General features: G+C 65.7%; 19 protein-coding genes. 12 read left to right on the top strand and 7 right to left on the bottom strand.

Going from position 1 to position 22,904, the window contains the following annotated elements:
* Window positions 1-450: 450 nt before the first annotated feature.
* From VSR72_RS31900 to VSR72_RS31885, 4 genes are all read left to right on the top strand, one after another.
* Entirely contained in the window at window positions 451-1,611 is a 1,161-nt protein-coding gene (locus VSR72_RS31900) for a porin (protein WP_342956248.1), read from the top strand.
* A gap of 200 nt (window positions 1,612-1,811) precedes the next feature.
* Window positions 1,812-2,240, top strand: a complete 429-nt coding sequence (locus VSR72_RS31895; RefSeq protein ID WP_342956247.1) for a MarR family transcriptional regulator — start codon at window positions 1,812-1,814, stop codon at window positions 2,238-2,240.
* A gap of 73 nt (window positions 2,241-2,313) precedes the next feature.
* On the top strand, window positions 2,314-3,582 hold the full coding sequence (locus tag VSR72_RS31890) for a M20 family metallopeptidase (RefSeq protein ID WP_342956246.1): 1,269 nt from the start codon (window positions 2,314-2,316) through the stop codon (window positions 3,580-3,582).
* The gene (locus VSR72_RS31885) at window positions 3,579-4,313 is read left to right on the top strand and encodes a trimeric intracellular cation channel family protein (protein WP_342956245.1); all 735 of its coding nucleotides are present in this window, start codon (window positions 3,579-3,581) and stop codon (window positions 4,311-4,313) included. Before VSR72_RS31890 ends, VSR72_RS31885 begins: the two co-directional genes overlap by 4 nt.
* 11 nt (window positions 4,314-4,324) lie before the next feature.
* Here the strand turns inward: VSR72_RS31885 and VSR72_RS31880 are convergent, their stop codons facing one another.
* The 5 genes from VSR72_RS31880 to VSR72_RS31860 all read right to left on the bottom strand — a co-directional run bounded on the left by VSR72_RS31880 (window position 4,325) and on the right by VSR72_RS31860 (window position 9,257).
* On the bottom strand, window positions 4,325-4,867 hold the full coding sequence (locus VSR72_RS31880) for a cysteine hydrolase family protein (protein WP_342956244.1): 543 nt from the start codon (window positions 4,865-4,867) through the stop codon (window positions 4,325-4,327).
* 43 nt (window positions 4,868-4,910) lie between these two features.
* Entirely contained in the window at window positions 4,911-6,230 is a 1,320-nt protein-coding gene (locus tag VSR72_RS31875) for an MFS transporter (protein WP_342956243.1), read from the bottom strand.
* Between the two features lie 105 nt (window positions 6,231-6,335).
* On the bottom strand, window positions 6,336-6,716 hold the full coding sequence (locus VSR72_RS31870) for a BON domain-containing protein (protein ID WP_342956242.1): 381 nt from the start codon (window positions 6,714-6,716) through the stop codon (window positions 6,336-6,338).
* Window positions 6,717-6,750: 34 nt separating this feature from the next.
* Window positions 6,751-7,974: a porin gene (locus VSR72_RS31865; RefSeq protein ID WP_342956241.1), complete on the bottom strand. Its 1,224-nt coding sequence runs from the start codon at window positions 7,972-7,974 to the stop codon at window positions 6,751-6,753.
* A 92-nt stretch (window positions 7,975-8,066) separates the two neighbouring features.
* Complete coding sequence (locus VSR72_RS31860) at window positions 8,067-9,257, bottom strand: M20 aminoacylase family protein (protein ID WP_342956240.1); 1,191 nt, start codon at window positions 9,255-9,257, stop codon at window positions 8,067-8,069.
* A gap of 93 nt (window positions 9,258-9,350) precedes the next feature.
* Between VSR72_RS31860 and VSR72_RS31855 the strand changes: the two genes are divergently transcribed.
* The 8 genes from VSR72_RS31855 to VSR72_RS31820 all read left to right on the top strand — a co-directional run bounded on the left by VSR72_RS31855 (window position 9,351) and on the right by VSR72_RS31820 (window position 21,255).
* A complete protein-coding gene (locus VSR72_RS31855) occupies window positions 9,351-10,301 on the top strand; it encodes a LysR family transcriptional regulator (protein WP_342956239.1) in 951 nt (316 codons plus the stop codon).
* Between the two features lie 131 nt (window positions 10,302-10,432).
* Window positions 10,433-11,698 carry an MFS transporter gene (locus VSR72_RS31850; RefSeq protein ID WP_342956238.1) on the top strand — a complete coding sequence of 422 codons (1,266 nt, stop codon included), beginning with the start codon at window positions 10,433-10,435 and terminating at the stop codon, window positions 11,696-11,698.
* A 47-nt stretch (window positions 11,699-11,745) separates the two neighbouring features.
* A complete protein-coding gene (locus VSR72_RS31845; protein ID WP_342956237.1) occupies window positions 11,746-13,230 on the top strand; it encodes a M81 family metallopeptidase in 1,485 nt (494 codons plus the stop codon).
* A gap of 89 nt (window positions 13,231-13,319) precedes the next feature.
* Window positions 13,320-14,216, top strand: coding sequence for a LysR substrate-binding domain-containing protein (locus VSR72_RS31840; RefSeq protein ID WP_342956236.1), 897 nt, complete (start codon window positions 13,320-13,322; stop codon window positions 14,214-14,216).
* 270 nt (window positions 14,217-14,486) lie between these two features.
* On the top strand, window positions 14,487-15,590 hold the full coding sequence (locus VSR72_RS31835) for a porin (RefSeq protein WP_342956235.1): 1,104 nt from the start codon (window positions 14,487-14,489) through the stop codon (window positions 15,588-15,590).
* A 53-nt stretch (window positions 15,591-15,643) separates the two neighbouring features.
* A complete protein-coding gene (locus VSR72_RS31830; RefSeq protein ID WP_342956234.1) occupies window positions 15,644-18,175 on the top strand; it encodes a glucose/quinate/shikimate family membrane-bound PQQ-dependent dehydrogenase in 2,532 nt (843 codons plus the stop codon).
* Between the two features lie 139 nt (window positions 18,176-18,314).
* Window positions 18,315-19,352, top strand: coding sequence for a porin (locus VSR72_RS31825; protein WP_342956233.1), 1,038 nt, complete (start codon window positions 18,315-18,317; stop codon window positions 19,350-19,352).
* A 247-nt stretch (window positions 19,353-19,599) separates the two neighbouring features.
* On the top strand, window positions 19,600-21,255 hold the full coding sequence (locus tag VSR72_RS31820) for an ABC-F family ATP-binding cassette domain-containing protein (protein WP_342956232.1): 1,656 nt from the start codon (window positions 19,600-19,602) through the stop codon (window positions 21,253-21,255).
* A gap of 29 nt (window positions 21,256-21,284) precedes the next feature.
* Here VSR72_RS31820 and VSR72_RS31815 read toward each other — a convergent pair whose 3' ends face one another.
* The gene (locus VSR72_RS31815; RefSeq protein ID WP_342956231.1) at window positions 21,285-21,959 is read right to left on the bottom strand and encodes a hypothetical protein; all 675 of its coding nucleotides are present in this window, start codon (window positions 21,957-21,959) and stop codon (window positions 21,285-21,287) included.
* A 279-nt stretch (window positions 21,960-22,238) separates the two neighbouring features.
* Window positions 22,239-22,904: hypothetical protein (locus tag VSR72_RS31810; protein WP_342956230.1), on the bottom strand; the 666-nt coding region annotated here is incomplete at its 5' end.

Here is a 22,904-nt window from a genome sequence, read left to right as displayed (position 1 = left end):
AACAATCAACATGCTCCGAGGGCCGATTTCCTCAATGCATTCTCAATGCGGATAATCGGCTTTTCTCGCCGGCATTAATGCGCCATTTCGAAAGCATTATGTAATTTGTCCGGCGAAATTCACGCCCCGCACATTCCTTGGCGCGCGTCGAGCCTTGCCCGGCGCGGTTGTGCCATCGACGCCACGCCGCTCGAATTTCAACACCATTTTTATTTTCGACACCCTATGATGCGGGTGTTCGATTCGCGCCGTACTCGCCGCACGATCCCCATTTCGTCATTGCATTATCAACATCGATGAATTGCTCAATTCGCAATAATCATCGACGGATAGATTTTGGCTTTTGAATCTGCACCGAAATGGAATGGACACGCATGAGATTGCACGCCGATGGTGCCGGCCGCCTGAATTCGATGCATAAACCCACCGCCCAATCCGGAGCTTGAAAACATGAAAAAATCGCTACTCGCCGCGGCACTCCTGAGCGCCTTTGCTATTTCGGCGCACGCGCAAAGCAGCGTGACCCTCTACGGCCTGATCGACACCGGTCTCGTCTACACGAACAACCAGTTCGGCCACAGCAACTGGCAGCTGAACAGCAGCTCCACGCAGAACACGGTGTTCGGCCTCAAGGGTTCGGAAGATCTGGGCGGCGGTCTGCATGCGATCTTCAAGCTCGAACAAGGCTTCCTGCTCAATAACGGCGCCCAGGCATTCTCGGGTCTCGGCTTCGGCTCGCAAGCCTGGGTCGGCCTGCAAAGCGATCCGTACGGCACGCTCACGTTCGGCCGCCAGTTCGACGTGATGAACGACCTCGTGGGCCCGCTCACGGCGGAATTCAACACGTGGGGCGGCAGCCTCGCGGCTCACCCGTTCGAGAACGACAACCTCGCAGCGAACTCGGTGGTCATCAACAATTCCGTCAAGTACGCGAGCCCGACCTGGTACGGTGTGACGTTCGAGACGATGTACTCGTTCAGCAACATGGCCGGCGACTTCGCGAACAACCGTTCGTACGGCTTCGCCGTTTCGTATGCCCAGGGTCCGCTGAACCTTGCGGCCGGCTACCTGCAGTTCAACAACGCTGGCAACGGCAGCGGCGCGGTCACGAGCGGCGACACCAGCGCGAACTTCCTGGCTGAACGTCAGCGCGTCTGGTCGCTCGGCGGCAACTACACGTACGGCCCGGCTACGGTGGGCCTCGTCTGGAGCCATTCGCAGATCGACAACGCAGCAGGCGTGTACTCGTTCGGCACGGGCACCTATCTCGGCGCGAACGACAACTCCGCAGGCTCGCTCGCCGGTTCGCTGCGCCTCGACAACTTCGAAGCGAACGTGAAATACGCGCTCACGCCGGCATGGAGCGTTTCGGGTGCGTACACGTACACGCACGGCGCGTACAACGGCACGAGCCCGGGCTGGAATACGGCCATGCTGCAAACGGACTACGCTATCAGCAAGCGCACCGACTTCTACCTGGAAGGTGTGTACCAGAACGTGCACGGCGCGCCGGAAGGCTCCGTGCTCTCGCACGCCATGATCAACACGCTCTCGCCTTCGTCGACCGATACGCAGGTCGCCGTGACGGTGGGCATGCGTCACGCGTTCTAAGCGAGTTCAGCGAAGACGTTCGGCGGGCATCTGTCCCCGCCGAAGGTTCTCCCATGCGCGGCGGGTCTTCTCTCAAGGGGAGGCCCGCCGCGTTGTCATATCTGCACCCACGCAAACGCGGCTCCCCGATCTGGATAGTTGAAATTTTCAACTATTTGACTATACTGGCGTCCAGTTGGCGCACAGATGGGAGCACGCATTTGTATTCGGATTTCCTCACCTTCAGGCTCGATCAAACGAGCGCGCTGCTCATGGATCGCGCCAACGCGGTCTACCGCGAGCGCTGGGATCTCGACGTGCGCGCCATGCGCGTGCTGCGCATCATCCGGGCCGAGCCGGGCATCACGCCCAAGGCCGTTTCGCAGCGCGCGCTCATCGAAAAAACGCTGCTTTCCAAAACGCTCGGCGAACTCGAATCGCGCGGTCTGATTGGCCGGGGCACGCATGCCCAGGACCGGCGCAGCGTCGTGCTGCGCGTCACGCCAGAAGGCGCGAAAGTGGCGAATGCCTCCGAAAAAGCGGGCTCGAAGCTCGAATCCGAACTCGCCGCCGTGCTCACCGACCACGAGCGCAAGACCCTCGACCAGTTGCTCGCCAAGCTCGCGCAGAGCCTGATCGAGGGCGTTTGAGATCTCAGCGCGCACGCCGTACCTTGCACATCGCATTGACGCATTTATTGAATCAAGCATGAAGGAGCCGTCCATGCCAAATCTGGTCGAAACCGTGGCGCCCGCCATTGGCGCGCTGTTGCCCGAACTCGAAGCACTCTACAAGGATCTGCACCAGCATCCTGAGCTCTCGATGCAGGAGTTCCGCACCGCGGCGCTCGTGGCGGAGCGCATGGAAAAGCTCGGCTTCGAGGTCACCCGCGAAGTGGGCGTGACGGGCGTCGTGTGCCTGCTGCGCAACGGCGAGGGTCCGGTCGTCATGCTGCGTGCCGACATGGATGCGCTGCCCATGGCCGAAGCCACCGGCCTGCCGTATGCGAGCACCGTGACCGCAAAAGACGAAGAGGGCGTGCAGGTGGGCGTGGCGCACTCTTGCGGCCACGACCTGCACGTGACCTGGCTTCTCGGCGTGGCGCAGCTCATGGCGGCGCATCGCGACGCATGGAGCGGCACGCTGCTCGCCGTGTTCCAGCCCGGCGAAGAAGTGGGGCGCGGTGCGCGCAGCATGATGGACGACGGCATGAGCGAGCGCTTTCCAAAGCCCGATGTGATCCTCGGCCAGCACGTGATGGTGGGCCCGGCCGGCACCGTGGGCTATCGCAGCGGCACGATCCTCTCAGCGGGCGACAGCCTCAAGGTAAAGCTCTTCGGCCGAGGTTCGCACGGCTCGCAGCCGCAAACCTCGATCGACCCGGTGATCATGGCGGCTTCCACCACGCTGCGGCTGCAGACGATCGTCTCGCGCGAGATCTCGCCGCGCGAGACCGCCGTGCTCACGGTAGGCTCGCTGCAAGCCGGCACGAAGGAAAACATCATCCCCGACGACGCCACGCTCAAACTCAACATGCGCACCTTCGACGACGATGTGCGCGAGTACATGCTGGGCGCAATCCGCCGCATCTGCTGCGCCGAATGCACGGCCTCGAATGCGCCGCGCGAGCCGGAATTCACCACGCTGTCGAGCTACCCGCTCACAGTGAACGACGACGCCACCACGGCGCGCCTGCGCAAGGCCTTCGAGGCGCAGTTCGGCGAGCGCGCCTACGAGACGCAGCCGGCCGCCGCCAGCGAGGACTTCAGCGTGTTTGGCCGCGAATGGGGCGTGCCGTACGCGTTCTGGTTCATCGGCGGGACCGAGCCCGAGGTCTACGCGAAAGCGAAGGCCGCGAAGAAGCTCAATGAAATTCCGAGCAACCACTCGCCGAAGTTCGCGCCCGTGCTCGACCCCACCTTGCGCACCGGCCTCGAAGCGATGCTGTGCGCGGCCGCCGCGTGGCTTGGCCGCGAAAGCGAGGCGGCGTGAGCGTGGCAATCGGCGCGCACGTGGGCGCGCATCTCAACGCCCACGCGGCCTATACGGCGCTCGACCTGATCGGTACGTTCGCGTTCGCGATCTCGGGCGCCGTGGCCGCGCGGCAGCGGCGGCTCGATCTGTTCGGCATTGTCGTCGTGAGTTTCATGGTGGCGTGCGGCGGCGGCATCATCCGCGATCTGTGCATTGGCGCGGTGCCGCCGGCGGGGCTCGCCAACTGGGCCTATCTCGCGGTGACGTTGCTCGCTACGGGTCTCACCATCGCCGCGTATCCGCAAGTGCGGCGGCTGCGTCACCCGGTGCTGTTGTTCGATGCGATCGGTCTCGGGCTCTTTGCCGTGGCGGGCGCGCAGAAGGCGCTCGCCTATAGCCAGAGCGCGGAGCCGGCCATCATCCTCGGCATCGTGAGCGCGGTGGGGGGCGGCGTGATGCGCGACGTGCTGCTCTCGCGCGTGCCCGCCATTCTTGATCGCGAGATCTACGCTTCGGCGGCGCTGCTCGGCGCTTCGGTGCAGGTGGGGCTCACGTACTTGGGCTGGTCGACGTTCTGGACGCCCTGGGTGGCCGTGATTTCCTGCGTGGCGTTGCGTCTGGCCTCGCTCTATTTCGGCTGGCGTCTGCCCGTTTTCCACTCTGTGCGGGCCGCTCAGCCGCAGCCCACGCAGGGTGGCGACGCCGCGAAGCTCGCGGCAAAGGCGGATTCGCGGCACGACGCGCGCTAGCGTCAGCGGCCTTACGCCGCGCTATCGAACGCGATTTCCACGCTGCGCACCGCGCTGATCTTCGGGCCGAAGCTGCGGATATTCGAAAGCGTCGCGTTGTGGTGCGCGCGAATCAACGCCGCGTTCGCGTGCGACTTGTCGTGTGTGGTGTGGGCGTCGGCGGCGAGCGTGACCGTGAGGCCGTTCGCGGCGGCCCGCCGCGTCGTCGTGTCCACGCAGAATTCGCTCGCATAGCCGCAGATCACCACGTGCTTCACCGCATGCGCGGCGAGGAGCGCGCCCAGACCGGTGCCGAGAAACGAATCCGGTGTGCGTTTGCCGATGAGATGGTCGCTCGGGTCCGTCACAAGCGCGGCCGACAGCGCCCATGGTTCGGACCCGCGAACGAGCGCCGTATCGTCGTCATGCTGGATCAGCACGACCGGCGCACCCGCTTGCCTTGCGCGCTGCATCAGGGTGTTGATGTTGGCGCTGACCACGGCGATGTCGCCGGGCAGCGGTTCGGTGTCGACGAGTTCCTTCTGAAAATCGATGACGAGCAGCGCAGTGGTCATGGCGAAACGTCCGTGGGAAAGCGCTGATTCTAGCGCGTGAGCGTCATCCCTTCTCGCGAAACAGCGCGACGCCCGCGAGACTCACGATCCCGCACGCAGCTACATACCACGCCGGCGCATAGAAACTGCCCGTGGCTCGCCACAGGAAGCCCACTACAAGCTGCGCGAAGCCGCCGAAGAGCGTCACGCCCACCGCGTAGATGATGCCGAGCGAGGTCGCGCGCACTTCGGGCCGCAGCGCTTCGAGAATCATCAGGAATCCTGTGGGAGTCGTGAGCGTCATCAGACCGATCAGCACGACCACCACCACGAGCACCGTCATGGGCGTGGGCCACAGGGCGATGGCGCGAAACGCCGGGAACACGAGCGCGAGCGACACCACGCTCGCGCCCGCGAGCAGCCGCTTGCGATGGCTCACGCAGTCCGCGAGCCGCCCCGCAAACGGCGAGCCCACCAGCAGCACGACGCCCGCCGCCACGCCGCTCGCCGCGGCAGCAGCCTGCGGCATGCCGAGCGAGAGCGAGAGAAACGCGGGCAGGAAAAACACGATGGTGTACATCGTCGCCGTGCCGCCGATCACGAGCATCGTGCCCGCTACGATCTGGCGCAGTGGCAACTTCCGGCGCGTGGCCGAAGCGGCTTGCTGTGCCGATGGGGCAGCGTCATGGGCCTGCGGCAGTGTATCTTCAAGCCGCGTGCGCAGAAAGAAACCAAGCGGCCCGATCGCTAGACCGATGAGAAACGGCACGCGCCAGCCCCAGCTTTCGAGCTGTTCATGTGCAAGCGCTTTCGATAGCAGCACCGCGATCGCCGCGCCCGCCAGCGCCGCGCCGCCCTGGCTCGCCATCTGCCAGCTCACGAGCACGCCGCGCCGGCCTTCGCGGCCCGCTTCCATGAGCAGCGTCGTGGCCGCGCCTACTTCGCCGCCAGCCGAGAACCCCTGCAGCAAGCGCCCCAGCACGATCAGCGCGGGCGCGGCGAGGCCGATCCGCGCGTACGTGGGCGCAAGGCCGATGAGCCCGGTGCCGAGCGCCATCATCAGCACGGTGAGGACGAGCGCGGGCTTGCGCCCCGCGCGGTCGGCATACGCGCCGATGACCACGCCGCCGAGCGGCCGCACGACGAAGCCCACGCCGAACGTGGCGAGCGACATCATGAGCGAGCTGAACGCGTCATGCGCGGGAAAGAACAGCCGCCCGATGATCGCCGAAAAGAAGCTGTAGACGGTAAAGTCGAAGAACTCGAGTCCATTGCCGAGCGCGGCGGCGAGCACCATCGTGCGGCTGGTGCGCGCTGTTTTGTCCGCCGGTGTAGCAGGGCCAGCTTGCGCGGCGAGCGTAGCGTGTTCCTGTGCGAGTTTCATGATGAAGCCTTGTTCCGATGATGAGGCGCTGCGGTGGCAACGTCGTGGTGCTGACGCGCGGCGCAACACGCACGCCGCGCGCGATTCGGGAGCTAGCGGGTGCGCTTACTGGCTGCCCTTGATGCCGGCATTCGAGCGCACTTCGATCTTGCTCGTCACCGAATGCACGCCGCTCACGCCTTGCGCGACCGAGGTCGCGAGCGCGATCTGGTTTTCGCTCGCCACCACGCCCGAGAGCGTGATCGCGCCGTTATGGGCGCGCACACGGATGAACGTCGACTTGAGCCCTTGCTTACGTGCGGCGCGCAATGCGCTGCGCACATTCTCGGCGAGCGCGCGGTCCGTGGGCGCCGAAGCGGCCGTGGCGGGCGTCGCAGACGTGATTTGCGCCGCGCTGGCTTCGCTGCCGCCTTGCGCCCAACTGCTCACGCTCGCGGTGGCGAAACAGACGGCGGCGGCACAGCGCAGCATGGTTCGGTTCTTCATGTGTTTTCTCCTCTCTGTGTGAAGCCTGCGGCCCTTAGAACTTGTGATACATGCCCACGAGCACGAGGTGCGGCGACTGATACATCTGCGTGGTGCCGTCCGCGCCCGTATAGCTGTTGTTGATGTTGTCGACGGTAGGCTGCTGCGACGGATAGCGGCCGTAGGTCGGCGTCTCACCCGTGTTGTGGATGAGCGCGCCGCGCACATAGAGCGCAGTGCGTTTCGAGAGGTTGTAGTCGTAGCCGAGCGTAATGCCGTACGAATTCGAGCTAACTCCGGCAACCGTGCGATACGCCAGTTCCATGCGGAAGTCGTTGCGCTGCTGATAGCGATAGAGCCCGCCGAGCGTATAGAGCGAGGCCACGCGGTCGCCGGCGAGACGCGGCGCGAGGAAGCTGTAGCCCGCCGAGACCACGTAGTGCCCGGCGTCGTAGAGCACGCCCGCGGCGAAGTTATCGGTGCGCACGTATTGCGACGTCGTGAGCGCGTTGAGGCCGTAGTTGCCGACGTAGCTCAACGCGCCGAACAGGTGACCGTCGAAGTAATTGAGCACGAAGGACTTTGTCGTGATCGTCGGCGAGTTCGAGCTGGGGTCGTGCAGCGCGAGTGCGACCTGCGCGTTGAGCGGCCCGAACCACGGCGAGGAATAGCTGATCGCATTCGAAAGACGGCTTGCCTGATAGCTTGCGCCGGGGCCGAGATCGTAGACCCATGCCGTGAGGTAGGCCACCGTCGAGACGGTGCCCACCTGGCCGAACACGTCGATGAAGAGCGGCACGCCCACGTCGTCCTGCAGGCCGAGCTTGAGCTCGCCGGTCTTCGACGAGCCGAGGGCGACCCAGGCTTCGCGGTTGAACAGCGTGTTCGTGCTGCCGAGCTGGCCGTTCGCCGCGTTGAAGCCGCTTTCGAGGGCAAAGCGTGCCCGGTAGCCGCCGCCCAGGTCTTCCACGCCGTAGAGGCCGAACTTCGAGGTCCATTCGCCGCCGCTCTGTTGCACCCATGACGTTTGCGCACCCTTGGTGAAGCCCACCGACTGGTCCACCACGCCATAGAGGTAGATGCCCGGCGAGTAGGCGCCGCTCACTGCGTAAGGCACGCCCTGGAAATAGTCTTCGAGGAACAGGTTCGAAGCCTGCGCGAGCGCCGCGTGCGAAGCGCCCCCGAGTGCGGCGGCGCAGGCGGCGAGGCGCGCTGCGCGGGCCATGCGCGAAAGACCGGCACCCCGGCGCGGATAAGGCGTGATGCTGCTTGCTGACATTTATAGGCTCTTTAGGTTGGTCAGAAACTGCGGGGAGGGGCGGTGCGCGCGGGCGAGAAGCGGGTGCGCGTAGCCGCCGGAAAACGCCTCGATCAAACGTTGCGCAGATAGCGTTCGGTGAGGGTGACGAACCATGCGGCTCCCCAGACGAGCGCGGCGTCGTTGAAGTCGTAGCCGGGGTTGTGGACGCTGCAACCACCCACGCTGCCCACGCCATTGCCAAGCAGTACATAGCAACCGGACAGCTTCTCGGTCATCCACGAGAAGTCTTCGCTGCCCATGACGGCGTCGGGCATCATCGTGAGGCCGCTCTTGCCGACGATCGCCTCGATGGCGTCGATCGCGTGGTCGGTGGCGTTGCGCTCGTTCACGAGCGGCCGCGAGATCGCGCGGTAGTCCACGCTGGCCGTCGCGCCAAAGGACTGCGCCTGGTGCTCCGCAATGGCGCGAATGCGCGTTTCGAGCGTGTTGCGCGTTTCGCTGTCGAGCGCGCGCACGGAGAGCTGCAGCGTGGCGGTTTCGGGAATCACGTTGCCGGCCTTGCCCGAGTTGATCGCGCCCACCGTCACCACGGCGGCGCGCGTGGGCTCCACGTTGCGCGAGACGATGGTCTGCAGCGCCATCACGATGCTTGCGGCCGCAACGATCGGATCGCACCCTTGCTGCGGCATCGCGCCGTGCGCGCCGCGCCCGGTCACCGTAATCGTCACCGTATCGGACGAAGCCAGCATGCAGCCGTGGCGCACCGCGAAATGGCCCACCGGGAGGCCCGGCGCGTTATGCAGCGCGAACACCTGGTCGCATGGAAAGCGCTCGAACAGCCCCTCGGCGATCATGCGCGACGCGCCGCCCAGGCCTTCCTCGGCGGGCTGGAAGATCACGTTGAGCGTGCCGTCGAAGTCGCCTTGCGTAGCGAGATGGTGGGCCGCCGCGAGCAGCGTGGCCGTGTGGCCGTCGTGGCCGCACGCGTGCATGGTCTGGGCGACGGTGCTCGCGTAGGGCAGCCCCGTGGTCTCCTGAATGGGCAGGGCGTCCATATCGGCGCGCAGGCCGATCGCGCGCGTGCCGCTGCCGCGCTTCAGGCGTCCCACGACGCCCGTGCCGCCAATGCCCGTCGTGACCTCGTAGCCCCATTGCGCGAGCTTTTCCGCGACGACGTGCGACGTGCGCGATTCCTCGAAACCCAGTTCGGGATGGGCGTGAATGTCGTGGCGAATCGTGATGAATTGCTGCTCGTGCTCGCGAAGCGCCGCGAGCAGCGCCGTGCTGGTGTCCTGCGTCATGTGAAGAGTCCCCGAAGTGGCCGCCCGGTATGCGGCGGCCTTCGAGAACAGAGACTAAGGACGATCGGTCGAAATAAAAAAGCAAAAATCGGCATGTCGATAACCAGTGGTAATATCCACCGCATCATGAAAATCCACCAGCTTCGGGCGCTCGTCGAAATCGCGGCGACCGGCACCCTCAACGGCGCGGCGCGGCGGCTGCACGTCACGCAGCCGGCCATTACGAAAGCTCTGCGCGAACTGGAGGACGAATGCGGCGTGCGGCTGCTCGAGCGCAACCCGTGGGGCGTCGTGCCGACCGCCGAGGGCGCGGCGCTCCTCCAGCGCGCCCGCACTGTGGTGCGCGAGCTCGAGCGCGCCGAGGAGGACCTCGCGCACCTCAAGGGGCGGCGCGACGGCAAGCTCGTGATCGGCGTCACGCCCATTGCGGGCACGGGAGGCCTTGCCGAGGCGTTCGTCGAGTTCCGCCGCCACTGGCCGCTCGTGACGATCGAGTTCCGCGAGCTGGGCATCAACCAGTTGCGCGAGCAACTACGCAACCGCACGCTCGACCTCGCGTTCGGGGCCTTTCCGGTCAATCCCGGCGACGACATCGGCACGGTGAAGGAACTGTTCGAATACGACTCGGTGTTCATCACGCGCACGAACGGCGTGTTCGCGGGCGCGGCCACGCTGGCCGAATTGCAGGAAGCCGAGTGGATCCACACCGACGTTACCGACCACTACCCGAACATGTTGCGCGCGATGTTCGAGCGCGCTGGGCTGGAGCCGCCGCGGCGCGTCACGCGTTGCACGTCGTACGCGCTTTTCTACGGCCTCACGCTGCTCTCCGACGCCGTGTTCACATGGACGCGCCATTCGCTCCAGGAGACGGAACTGGGCCGCTCGTTCGTCGAGCTGGCGCTGCCCGACCGACCGCCGCCGCTGCGGCTCTACCTGTTCTCGCCGCCCGAGGCGCAGCTCACGCGTGCCGCCGAATACTTCGTAGACTGCATCGACAAGGTGTTGATGGCGCGACGGACCCGAGCATCAACTCGCGGTTAAGCCCCCGCAACTGAAGTCGCTACTCGGCGGTTTTCTGCGCGGCTATCGTTGGCTTTCCAAACCGGACTTCCAACGATTACGCCAGAGCCGGTGACGCCGCACGCGGGGCGCCACTGGCATGGGACCCGCCCATGACACCATCCGCTTCGCCGTCTTTGCCTGCCGACCCGGCAGCGCCTTCGTCCGCTTCCCCGCATACGGTTTCGCGCCGCCGCCAGCTCGTGGTGCTCGGCGCGCTGTTCGCCGCGTGGGCAGTGGCCTATACCGACCGCATCGTGATCGGCACGGCGATCATCCCCATCTCGCACGAGCTTGGACTGAATGACGCTGCGAAGGGTTACGTGCTCGGCGCGTTCTACGCGACCTATGCGCTCATGCAACTGGGCGGCGGCTGGCTTGCCGACCGCCTCGGCGCGCGCCGCGTGCTGGTGGGATGCCTCGCGCTCTGGTCGCTTTTCACCGCGTTGACGGGCGCGGCGTGGTCGCTCGGCTCGCTGCTCGCGTTCCGGCTGTTGTTTGGCGTAGGCGAGGGCAGCTTCGCGCCCGCCAGTTCCAGCGCGATCGTGCAGACGTTCCCGCTGCGCGTGCGCGCCCGCATGCAGGCGCTCTTGTGCAGCACCGTATTTCTCGGCGGAGCGGTGGGCGCGGCGGCGGTCGGCTGGACGATTTCACGCTTCGGCTGGCGGCAGACTTTCGTGCTGCTCGGCGTGCTCGGCGCGTGTGTGGCCGTCGTGATGCTCGTGGTGCCGGGGCGGCGTACGACAGCGCAAAATCAGGCGGCAGCGCCCGAGCCTCGCGTGCGGTGGCGCGATCTCGTTCGCACGCCGCTCGTCTGGCGCGTGGCGCTCACCTGGTTCGGCGCCTGCGTGCTTGCGCTCGGGCTGCAGGCGTGGCTGCCCACCTGGATCATGCGCACGCGCGGCATCGACATCGTGCATATCGGGCTGATCTCGGCCGTGCCGTTGTTCGCCAGCTTCATCGGCACCAATTTCGCGGGGCATTTCATCGACCGCTCGCCGCTCACGCGGCTGCGCTGGATGCTCGCCGGCGGCGCGCTCGCCAGCGCCGGATTCGCGGCGCTCATGCCGTTCGTCGCCTCGCTGCCCGCGCTGATTGCCTGCTGGACGCTGTGCATGCTCGCCTTCGATCTCGTCTATGCCAGCGTATTCGCCATTCCGCTCAAATGCTTTCCGGCCAGCACGGCTGGGCGAACGACGGGCCTCATCAATTTCGCGGGCCAGCTCGCGGGCGCGATTTCGCCCGTCGTGGTCGGCCGCCTCGTGGGCGGCGCACAGGGCTCGGGCTGGCTTGCCGCGTTCGCGTTTCTCTCGGGCGGCGCGCTGCTCGCCTTCGTCGTTGCGCTGGGCTGCGACTTTCGCGCTCGCAGCACCGCCTGAATGCATCGCCGTTTGTCTACGTTCCATCCTCATTCGCGAGTCTTGCCATGAAATGCTTTGTCGCCGGTCTGCTCACTGAGACCAATGCGTTCGTCAACCTGCCCACGAGCCTCGAAATGTTCATGCGCGGGCATCTTCCGCCCGGCAAGTGCCCTATGGGCGAGGCACCGATTGTGGGAGCTGAGCTCATGTGGAGTGCGAAGCGTCGCGCAGCGAAGGGCGAGTTCGAGCTCGTGGAGGGGAGCTGCTTTCGTGCGACGCCGGCGGGCCTCACGAGCCGCGAAGCCTATGTGACGCTGCGCGAGCGCATTCTCGACGAGCTGCGCGCAGCGCTACCCGTGGACGCTGTGCTTCTCGGCCTGCACGGCGGCATGATTGCGTTCGGCTATCCCGATCCCGAAGGCGACCTGATCGCGCGCGTGCGCGAAATCGTCGGGCGGGACTGCGTGATCGGCGTGGAGTTTGATCCGCACTGCGTCGTCAACGACCTGCGTCTCGACAACAGCGACGTGATCGTGCTGTACAAGGAGTATCCCCACACGGACATGGTCGAGCAGGCCGAACGCCTCATCGATCTCGTGACGAACATGGTGCGCGGCGCGCCGCGTCCCACGGCCTCGCTCTACGACTGCCGCCAGCTCGATTCGTATCCGACCACGGCGCCCGGCATGCGTGCGCTCGTCGACCGCGCGAAGGCGATCGAAGCCGATCCCGCCGCGGGCATCGTATCGATCTCGATCGTGCATGGCTTCATTTATGGCGACTCGCCGGACCTGAGCACGCGCGTGCTCGTCTATGCGCATGACAAAGCGCGTGGCGAGACCGTTGCACGCGAACTGGGCGAGGCGCTAGTCGCGTTGCGTGGGCAGACGGCTTCGCCGCTGCTTGCCATCGACGCCGCTATCGACGCGGGGCTTGCCAGTGCTGCGAGCGGCAAATCCGGCCCGGTCGTCATTGCCGACCCCACCGACAATTCCGGCGGCGGCGCGCCCGCCGACAACACCGAAGTGCTAGCACGCCTGATCGAACGCGGCGTGACGAACGTCGCGACCGGGCCGATCTGGGACCCGGGCGCGGTGCAATTGTGCTTCGGCGCAGGGCTTCATGCGGTGCTGCCGCTGCGCATCGGCGGCAAGGTCGCGCGCACTTCCGGGCAGCCCGTGGACGGCGGGGCCGAAGTCATCGGCCTCAAACGCGGCGCGTGGCAGCGCTTCGGCACGAGCCGCGTGGAGTGCGGCGACGCGGCGGCGGTGCGCATAGGCGGCGTGGAAATCGTGCTCTCGACCCAGCGTGCCCAGGCGTTCAGCCTCGAAGCGTTCGAACAGGTGGGTATCGACCCGCGCGAGAAGCGCATGGTCTTCGTGAAGTCCGTCAATCATTTTCACGCGCATTTCGCGCCCATAGCGAGCCAGGTGCTTTACGTGGATGGCGGCGGACCGTTGCAGCGCGATTATTCGAAGGTCGCCTGGAAGAATGTGCGCCGGCCGCTGTGGCCTGTCGATGCAGACGCGGCGCCGGTGCTGATTCGCTGAGCGCTCGTGTGCGCGGCAGGCGCGAGACGCAGTTATGGCAGACTGTGGCCCGCAATCACGCGCTCCCTCGGCCCTCACGACAAGCACCCATGAAGCACCATCAGATCCACGCCTTTCTCGCGCTCGCGGCGGGCGGCAGCCTCACGCGCGCGGCCACCTCGCTCAATCGCACCACGGCGGCCATCTCCAAGTCGATTCGCGAACTGGAAGGCGAGTTCGAAGTGCAGCTCTTCGAGCGCACGCCGCACGGCATGTCGCTTTCGGCGGGCGGGCGCGCGTTCCTGCCGCGCGCGCAGGCCGTGATCGCCGAGATGACGCGCGCCCACGAAGAGCTCGGCGCCTTGCGCGGACAACACGCGGGGCATCTGCGCATCGGCCTCACGCCGGCAGTATCCGTGCTGATGGCCCCGGACCTCGTGGCGCGCTTCATGCAGCAGCATCCCGCAGTGCGCGTGGAACTGTACGAATACCAGCGCGAGCAGATGATGCATCGCCTCGACGACGGCACGCTCGACGTCGCGCTGCACACGCAACCGTCATTCGCCGATACGCAGCCGGACAGCCGCTCGCAACTCGTATTCGAAACATCGTTCGCGCTCGTCGCGGCGCGCGACGGGCGCTACGCGCAGGCGCGCGCGCTCGGCGATCTGCAGGACGCGCTGTGGATCTTCACCGATCCGAACGGCGCGCAGCAGCGCTTCGTGAATCGCGTGTTCGTCGAAACGGGGCTCGCCGCGCCGGCGCGCACGCTCATGTGCACGGCTTCGGTGCCGGGCGTGGCGCTCGCGGTGAAGATGGACGCGCTCATGCTCGTTGCGCGGCCGGTCCTGCGCACGCGCACCGAGCTGGTGGAGTTACCGCTCTTTCCCGACTTGCCGGAATTGCGCGTGTGGTGCACCGTGCGCCACGCGGCCACCGCACCCGCGCAGGTCGGAGCGTTTCTCGAGGAGGCCCTGCGCTGGCAGGCGCGCGATTCATCGCACTGATGGCGGGCCGAGCGCTCGCCGCACCCTACGCTGCGCATGGTGCGGCGCGGCACGCAATATGCTTGGCGCCACCCGCGCCGTCGCGCGCATGCAACTGTGCGTCGTCTGCCGTCCAGCCAAAATGCGGAATTCTTCACCACGCGCTATGCTTTTTTAGTGCGCGATGTGTCCGCCATCGGACCGGGCGCGCAGGCTTGTCCGCACGTTAAACCACGTTATCCGCCCCGGCATGGACCGGACCAAGAAAGAAGACTCCACGAGGGAGCCAACGTGAAAACGACTCTGGGCGCAGTGGTGCTGCTCGCCGCCAGTTCGGCCGCGTGCGCACAATCGAGTGTCACGATGTACGGCCGCGTGGATGGCGGTATCGAATACCTCAATCACATCGCGAACGGCAACGGTGGCAGTTCGAGCCGCTGGAGCGCCGAAGGCGGCGACTGGGGCACCAGCATGTTCGGCCTGAAGGGCACCGAAGACCTGGGCGGTGGCAGCGCCGCGATCTTCAACCTCGAAACCGCCGTGCAGATCATGAACGGCACTACGGGCGGCGGCCGTCTCTGGTCGCGCCGCGCGTATGTGGGTTTGAAGAACGACACGTGGGGCCAATTGCAAGCTGGCCGTAATCTCTTCATCGACAGCGACGGCGTGTGGGCATTCGATCCGTTCGTGCAGCAGGCGGTGTCGTCGGCCTCGCTCGTGCGCGGGCGCAACTGGCAGCAAACGAGCAACAACATCGAATATCACAGCCCGGTGTGGAAGGGCCTCGACGTGCAGGGCCAGTATTCGTTCGGCAACCAGCCCGGCAACTTCAACGCCGGCGCCGAAGGCGAGTTCGGCCGCTCGGACGGCATCATGCTCTCGTACCACTCGACGCTGTTCGACCTGCGCGGCATCTACGACGAACTGCGCGATACGAGCGGGCGCTTCTCCAACATCTTCACGGCCTCGCGCGAATACTTCGTGGGCGGCAACCTGCGCGTGCAGAAGTTCAAGATCCAGGCCGCGTACACGCATTACTCCGCACCCGATTCGCCGCCCGGCATTTCCGATACCGCCGACCACTACTGGCTGGGCGCGACTTACCAGGCCACGCCGAAGTGGGCCGTGACCGCCGCGGGTTTCTACATTCATGTAGGCGAGGGTGGCGGCGACGCCTCGCACGACCCCGCGAGCCACGCCATGCTCTACGCGCTCGGCACCACGTATAACCTGAGCGCGCGCACGTTCCTGTATGGCACGGTGGCCTACGTGGACAACAGCAAGAACGGCACGTTCTCCGTGTTCGCCACGCCGCGCGACTCGAGCACGCCGACCAGCCCCATGGCTGGCCAATCGCAAACGGGCGCCTACGTCGGGATGATGCACGTGTTCTGACGCCACGCTTTTTTCGCCATCGCTGACGGCATTCTTCGAGGAAGGTTCAGATCATGGCCAGACTATCGAAACCGCTGGGCTTCATCGGCGTCATCTCCGTGCTGTTCACCTTGCTCACGGCGGTGTATCTGCTGACTGGCGGAGCGTGGCTCATGTCGCTCGGCGGCTCGCCGTATTACGTCGTGACGGGCGTGCTGCTGCTCGTCTTCGCGTGGCTGCTGTGGCGCGCGAGCCCGTCGGCGTTCGTGCTCTATGCGATCGTGCTGATCGGCACGGCGATATGGGGGCTCTGGGAGTCGGGGCCCGACTTCTGGGCGCTCGTGCCGCGCTCGGGCGTGCTGGTGGTGTTCGGCATCTGGCTGCTCGTGCTCATGAGCTGGCACCTGGAGCGTCCGCGCCAGTTCGGCGTGCTCTCGCTCGTGGTCGGGCTGCTCGTGTGGGGCGCCGTGCTCGTCTATGCGCACTTCAACGACCCGCAGCAGATCAACGGCTCGCTCGCGGCGGTGAGGGCCACGCCCGCGCCGAACGTCGACGGCATCGAGCCATCCGAATGGCCCGCGTATGGACGCGACCAGCAAGGCACGCGCTATTCGCCGCTGCAGCAGATCACGCCCGACAACGTGCACAATCTCGAGGTAGCCTGGACCTTCCGCACGGGCGACACGAAGGGCCCCAACGATCCGGTCGAAATCACCAACGAAGTCACGCCGATCAAGATCGGCAATCTGCTCTACCTGTGCTCGCCGCACCAGATCCTGTTCGCGCTCGACGCGCAAACGGGCGAGCTCAAATGGAAGTTCGATCCGAAGCTTCAGGCTGATCCCTCGTTCCAGCACGTGACCTGCCGGGGCGTGTCGTTCATCGATCTTTCGGCGGCGTCAGTGAACGCCGCGGCGGCGGCGCTGGGCGCGACGGCGACGACGCCTGTGGCCGCGTCGGATGCCGCCGCGGCTTCGGGAACCGAGGCGGCGGCGCCAGCCAGCGATCCCGCATCGGCTACTGAAGCCGCCGCGCCTGCAAGCGATGCTCCGGCCGCTGCAACACCTGTTGCTGCCAAAGGGACGTGCATGAAGCGCATCCTGCTGCCCGTGAACGATGGCCACCTCTACGCGCTCGACGCGATCACGGGCGAGCGCTGCGCGGGCTTCGGCAAGAACGGCGACCTCGACCTGCAGCACGCCATGCCGGTCACGACGCCTGGCATGTACGAGCCCACTTCGCCGCCCATCGTCACGAGCAAGGTGATCGTCGTCGCGGGCGCCGTGGAGGACAACTTCTCGAACCGCGAACCCTCGGGCGTGATCCGCGGCTTCGACGTGCGCACGGGTGAACTGCTGTGGGCGTTCGATCCGGGCGCAGCGGACCCGAACAAGATTCCGGGCCCGGGCGAGCACTACGTGTGGAATTCGCCGAACTCGTGGGCGCCGGCTGCCTACGATGCGAAGCTCGACATCGTTTATCTGCCGATGGGCGTGAAGACGCCCGACATCTGGGGCGGGGACCGCACGCCCGACCTCGAGCGTTACGCAACGGGCCTGCTCGCGCTGCACGCCTCGACCGGCAAGCTCGCCTGGTTCTACCAGACGGTGCACCACGACCTGTGGGACATGGACCAGCCCTCACAGCCCACGCTCGCCGACATCACCGACAAGGACGGCAAGACCGTGCCCGTGGTCTACGCGCCCGCCAAGACAGGCAACCTGTTCGTGCTCGACCGCCGCACGGGCGAACTCGTGGTGCCCGCGCCGGAAATGCCGGTGCCGCAGGGCGCGGCGCCCGGCGACCACGTCGCGCCCACGCAACCGTTCTCGCAACTCACGTTCCGGCCATCGAAGGACCTCACCGACGCCGACATGTGGGGCGCCACGATGTACGACCAGCTCATCTGCCGTGTGATGTTCCACAAGCTGCGCTACGAAGGCACGTTCACGCCGCCTTCGCTGCAAGGCTCGCTCATCTTCCCGGGCAACCTCGGCATGTTCGAGTGGGGCGGCCTCGCCATCGACACCGACCGGCAGATCGCCGTGGCGAACCCCATCGCGCTGCCGTTCGTCTCGCGGCTCATTCCGCGCGGACCGGGCAACCCCATGGAGCCGCAGCCGGGCGCGAAGGGCAGCGGCACGGAGGCGGGCATCCAGCCGCAATATGGCGTGCCTTACGGCGTGACGCTCAATCCGTTCATGTCGCCGATCGGGCTGCCGTGCAAGCAGCCGGCGTGGGGCTACATCTCGGCCGTCGACCTCAAGACCAACCAGATCATCTGGAAAAAGCGCATCGGCACGACGCGTGACAGCTCGCCGATACCGGTGGCCTTCCGCACCGGCATGCCGATGCTGGGCGGCCCGATGGTGACGGCGGGCGGCGTGATCTTCATCGGCGCGACGGCGGACAATTACCTGCGCGCCTTCGACGTGAACAACGGCGCGCGGCTCTGGGAAGCGCGGCTACCCGCGGGCGGCCAGGCCACGCCGATGACGTATGCCGTGAATGGCCGGCAGTTCGTCGTGATCGCGGCGGGCGGGCACGGCTCGTTCGGGACGAAGCTCGGCGACTATGTGATTGCCTACGCGCTGCCGAAGCAATGAGTCACGCGCGAGCCGCCCGGCAGCACAGGGCGGCCGCGGCTTTCCGCTTAGTCACGCGGCGGCGGGCGCTGCGCCAGCGCCTGCTGCTTCTCATGCAGCATGCGACGCACCGCTCGTGCGCCTCACGCCTTTTGCCTACATGAATCGAACATTGCGCGCGGCGCGCGCCTGGGCGGTGTTGTCTGCGGCAACCTTCGCCACCTTGCACACGACAAGCGCACACGCGCAAAGCTCGGTCACGCTGTACGGGGCGCTCGACACGAGCATCGAAGTGACGAACCCGGGCGCGGGCTGGGTCGCGCGCATGGACTCGGGTGCGTATCGCGGTTCGCGCTTCGGCCTGCGCGGCGTGGAAGACCTCGGCGACGGCATCAAGATATTGTTCGAGCTGGAAAACGGCTTCGGCTCCAATGACGGCACCTTCGCCGTAGCCAACACGATCTTCAATCGCCAGGCGTGGATAGGTCTCGGCACGCAGTGGGGCACGCTGCGCCTGGGGCGGCAATATTCGCCGATCTACATTCCATTCAAGGGGCAGCTCGACGCGTTCGGCGCGGGCACCATCGCATCGGGCCTCAACAATCTCTCGAAGATCACGCCCTACGAAAGCAACGCAATCACGTATCTATCGCCGGATATATACGGCTTTTCAACCACGCTGATGGCCTCGCTGCGCGATCCCTCCAGCGGCAGCAACGGACTCGCCGGCAATATCGAAACGGTCGAGTGGCGGCACGGACCGTTTCGTATTTCGTATGCGTATCAACAGCAAAACGGCGCGGGCGCACTGCGCGCGAATCTCGGAGGCATGTCGTATGTATTAGGTCCCGTGACGGGTTTTCTCGCGTATTTCAACGGCGACGGCGGCACGCCGCGCCTTCACAACAACGGAGTCTCGGTCTCGGCGCGCTACGCGATTACCTCGCGATTCCGCGCGTCGCTGGGCTACGCATGGGTGCACGACCTCTCTAGCGCCGATAACGACGCCGACCAGTTCAGCGCCGCCTGCGAGTACGACCTCTCGAAGCGCGTGCTGCTTTACGCGAGCGCAGGGTGGCTGCGCAATCACAACGATGCCACCTTCACGCTGCGCGGCGTGAACGTCACCGGCCTGCCGCCTTCATGGCCGGGTGCGCCTGTGCGCGGCGTGCAGTTTGGCATGATCGACCGCTTTTAAAAGGGCCACCTGGTCGTTAGATATGCTGGCGTCGCGCTGCGGGCCGCAGATGCACGCGGCGTGGCGCATGGCCAACGATTCGGCCGGACCATGGCTTGTGCGCGCACTCCCTCGTTGCTATCATGCGCCTTCCATTCCTGCACACCGGACTCCAGCCAAAGTGGACAACTAAGCTTTCCCCCAAAAATGTATTCGCGCCAGCGTCAAGCACGCCGCGCGAATGGTTTCATACATTCGGGAGAAGCTTATGGCTCGAGTCACGCCAGCCGCGACGCTTGTCGCACTCCATCACATTTCGTACCGGTTCGATAGCGGCATCACGCTATTCGACGCACTAGACCTCGTTCTCGATCGCGTGCCCACGGGTATTGTCGGCCGCAACGGCGTCGGCAAAAGCATGCTCGCGCAACTGATCGCGGGGCGAATCGAGCCGACGTCCGGTTCGATCGATCGGCACGCTCGGGTCGCGTTCGCGGCGCAGCAACACGCCGATGCATCGCACGATACACAGACCGTTGCGCAAGTCGCGGGACTCGATGCACCGCTCGCAGCGCTGGCGCGGCTGGCAAATGGCAATGCCGAAGCAGGTGATTTCGATGTGATCGGCGAGCGCTGGGATCTCGCCGCACGCCTGCGCACGGCGCTCGATGCGGCCGGGCTCGATCATCTGGAGTCCGACGCATTGGCGCGAACGCTCAGTGGCGGCGAACTGGCGCGCGTGACCTTGATCGGCGCGCTGCTAGCGGACGCCGGCTTGCTCGTGCTCGATGAACCCACCAATCACCTCGACGCCGCTGGCCGCGCGTGGCTGCGCAGCACGCTTGCCGGATGGCGCGGCGGCCTCGTCGTCGTGAGCCATGATCGTGCACTGCTTGCGCAGATGCAGCGCATTGTCGAGGTCACGCCCAAGGGCCTGCGAATCTATGGCGGCAACTATGCCAGCTACCGCGCGCAGCGCGATGCGGAACACGAAGCGGCCAGGAGTGCGCTCAGTCATGCGCGCACGGAACGCGAGCGCGCCGCGCGCAGGCTCCAGCGCGAACACGACACGATTCAGCGCCACGCCGCCGGCGCATTGCGTGATGCCAGGACGGCCAACTTGTCGTCGATGGCGAAGGAGGGGATCAAGGGCGGTGCGCGCAATGTGATGGGGCAGGTCAGGGCCGAGCACCGCGAGCACAAGGAGGCGCTTGACGAGCGCGTGACCGAGGCCGCAGCGCGCGTCGAGCCCGACGCGCCCGTGCTCGTGGCGTTGCCAGGCGCAGCGGTTAGCGCACGCCGCCAGTTGTTCACGCTCGAAGAAGTCGAGTTGCCGTGGCTCACGCACGGCGATCGCGCCGCCGCGCTCACGTGGTCGTGCAGCGGCCCCGTGCGCGTGGCGCTGACAGGTCCGAACGGATGCGGAAAGTCGACGCTGCTGCGCCTCATTGCGGGGCAACTCGCGCCCGATGCGGGGCGCAGCGTGACGCATGTCCACTGCGCCTACCTCGACCAGACGCTCGCGCAACTCGACCCCGACCGCTCGATCGTCGAGCAGCTCGGCTTGCTCGACACGCCGCTCGCAGAAGGTGAACTTCGCAGCCGGCTCGCGCTGCTGCAACTCGATGCCGCACGCGTGACGCAACCTTCGCGCCACCTGAGCGGCGGAGAGCGGTTGAAAGCCGCGCTCGCCTGCGCACTCTGGCGCGGCACCCCAGCGCAATTACTGCTGCTCGATGAGCCGACCAACCATCTCGACCTGGAATCCGTGCGCGCGATCGAAGGGGCGCTAGCGGACTTCCCGGGCGCGCTGATCGTAGTTTCGCACGACGCCGATTTCATCGCCGCGCTAGCGCCGACGCATACGATGCAATGGAGCCGCGAGGGATGGCGCTACGATCCCGTGATCGGATCCATCGGATAACGAATCGATTTTCCGGACCGCGCATGGACCTAGAATCGATACGTCATCGCCACCTGCGCCACGGGATACCAGCGATACCGTTCGACATTCTCGGCGAGCTTTTGCTCCTCGTCCTGAATGTCGTCCGGACCGACGAATAGCTGGTAGATCTCCGGCACGTTATACGCGAGGTGCGGGCGCCCGTAGGCAACGCCAAGGTCGGCTGCGAAGCCGAAACCGCACTTGACCTGCTTGTGCCCGTAGCCGACGCCGAGGTAGGGCATCACATGCGGAAGTGTGGCCTTCGCGGTTGGCGCGCCGCCTACTGCCGGCACGTAGGCGTTGCCGATCTTGTAGTTGCCGTCCGCGTTGGGGGTGGCCGTGGCCGTGAGCGTGTCGCTGTTGAAAAGCGCGCCGCTCGTCACGCGAAACGCGCTCGATGTGAACGGGAACAGGTCCAGATAAAGACCGCCTTGCGCGAGGCTCAGATGACCGTCGTAATTGTTGTCGTCCACAGTGAAACTGCGGCCGAAGGCGAGGCCCTGCGCCTCCGCATGCACACCCAGATGCGGACTGAGATTGAGTGCGCCCCCAAGACCCACACCGAGCGTGCCGCCTGTAGCATAGATTTCCTGTGCCTGCGCTGCACCCACCGTGCAGGCGAGCACCACGACGCCCGTTGCCACGCGCGCCACCTGATACATCGTCATACTTACTGATTTCACTGCCGATCTCCTGGAATCGGCAGGCGATTTCACTGTGTGCGAGCCGACAGAGGTGACTTTACGGCGCAAGCGTGGCATTCAATTGGGCGAGATACGGGGACTTGAGCAGCCAAATCGCTCCTGCTGCGTTACACCGATTCGACCCTGTCGTGACGGCCGCAAAAACCCGGTAAAACTTGCTTTCATTGGCGCTAAAACGTGACGACAAGGCAGTTCACCTGGTTGTATCCGCAACTGCCTGGTGCAGGACCTCACGAATGCAACGACGTTTCGCAGTGCCTAATCGAAGGCCGTGCAGAGGCGCTCGATCGGTACCGCGATCAGTATGCAGATCGAAAAGGCGAGACCGAAAGTAAAGGCTACGGAAGCGGTCGCGCCGCACCACGCGATGAAACGCCGTGCGTCGTGCTTTTCCTTCGCGACGTAGGCAATCTTGCGCCAGGCGCAACCCGCGGCGTAGGTAATGGCGAGCGCGAGCACGAGCGCGCAGACCGAGGCAATGCCGAGGATCCACTGCGTGCCGTGCCATGTCGGCACCGGAGCCTGTGAGACCGCGTCGGCGCAGGCCGTGTCAACGAGCGTGACGCCGAGTGCCAGATGCAGCAGCCAGATGAGCGGCACCGCGCACAGACCGAGCCATCCGGCGACGCGCTGCGCGCGCGTCGGCGCTGGATTCGAGTCGGTGCCGGGGGATTGCCCGGATCTGGGGGCCGGCGTCATGGGTTCCTCCTGTGAGGCGGCACGGGGTTCGCCGCGCAGGAGGTGTGCCTGGGTGGTGTTATGTGATTTTACATAACATAAATTATCGACGTTTTCGATGTAGGAGCTATATCCTAATGTCGTGTTCTGGCTATTTACAGATGTCGTGTTTTTGACCACTGGCATGCTGGTCGGCTCGTGCGAACTGCGGAGCCAGCCATGCGACCAGGCGAACTGGTGACACTG

It is taken from the genome of Paraburkholderia sp. JHI869 (assembly GCF_038900775.1).
Lineage (GTDB): Bacteria > Pseudomonadota > Gammaproteobacteria > Burkholderiales > Burkholderiaceae > Paraburkholderia.
This window is presented reverse-complemented; position numbering and strand designations above follow the sequence as displayed.

What these genes read in the sequence shown, in the direction of transcription:
- VSR72_RS31900 (WP_342956248.1), top strand. Translation starts at nt 451, where the DNA reads ATGAAAAAATCGCTACTCGCCGCGGCACTCCTGAGCGCCTTTGCTATT.
- VSR72_RS31890 (WP_342956246.1), top strand. Translation starts at nt 2,314, where the DNA reads ATGCCAAATCTGGTCGAAACCGTGGCGCCCGCCATTGGCGCGCTGTTG.
- VSR72_RS31880 (WP_342956244.1), bottom strand. Translation starts at nt 4,867, where the DNA reads ATGACCACTGCGCTGCTCGTCATCGATTTTCAGAAGGAACTCGTCGAC.
- VSR72_RS31875 (WP_342956243.1), bottom strand. Translation starts at nt 6,230, where the DNA reads ATGAAACTCGCACAGGAACACGCTACGCTCGCCGCGCAAGCTGGCCCT.
- VSR72_RS31870 (WP_342956242.1), bottom strand. Translation starts at nt 6,716, where the DNA reads ATGAAGAACCGAACCATGCTGCGCTGTGCCGCCGCCGTCTGTTTCGCC.
- VSR72_RS31865 (WP_342956241.1), bottom strand. Translation starts at nt 7,974, where the DNA reads ATGTCAGCAAGCAGCATCACGCCTTATCCGCGCCGGGGTGCCGGTCTT.
- VSR72_RS31860 (WP_342956240.1), bottom strand. Translation starts at nt 9,257, where the DNA reads ATGACGCAGGACACCAGCACGGCGCTGCTCGCGGCGCTTCGCGAGCAC.
- VSR72_RS31855 (WP_342956239.1), top strand. Translation starts at nt 9,351, where the DNA reads ATGTCGATAACCAGTGGTAATATCCACCGCATCATGAAAATCCACCAG.
- VSR72_RS31850 (WP_342956238.1), top strand. Translation starts at nt 10,433, where the DNA reads ATGACACCATCCGCTTCGCCGTCTTTGCCTGCCGACCCGGCAGCGCCT.
- VSR72_RS31845 (WP_342956237.1), top strand. Translation starts at nt 11,746, where the DNA reads ATGAAATGCTTTGTCGCCGGTCTGCTCACTGAGACCAATGCGTTCGTC.
- VSR72_RS31840 (WP_342956236.1), top strand. Translation starts at nt 13,320, where the DNA reads ATGAAGCACCATCAGATCCACGCCTTTCTCGCGCTCGCGGCGGGCGGC.
- VSR72_RS31830 (WP_342956234.1), top strand. Translation starts at nt 15,644, where the DNA reads ATGGCCAGACTATCGAAACCGCTGGGCTTCATCGGCGTCATCTCCGTG.
- VSR72_RS31825 (WP_342956233.1), top strand. Translation starts at nt 18,315, where the DNA reads ATGAATCGAACATTGCGCGCGGCGCGCGCCTGGGCGGTGTTGTCTGCG.
- VSR72_RS31820 (WP_342956232.1), top strand. Translation starts at nt 19,600, where the DNA reads ATGGCTCGAGTCACGCCAGCCGCGACGCTTGTCGCACTCCATCACATT.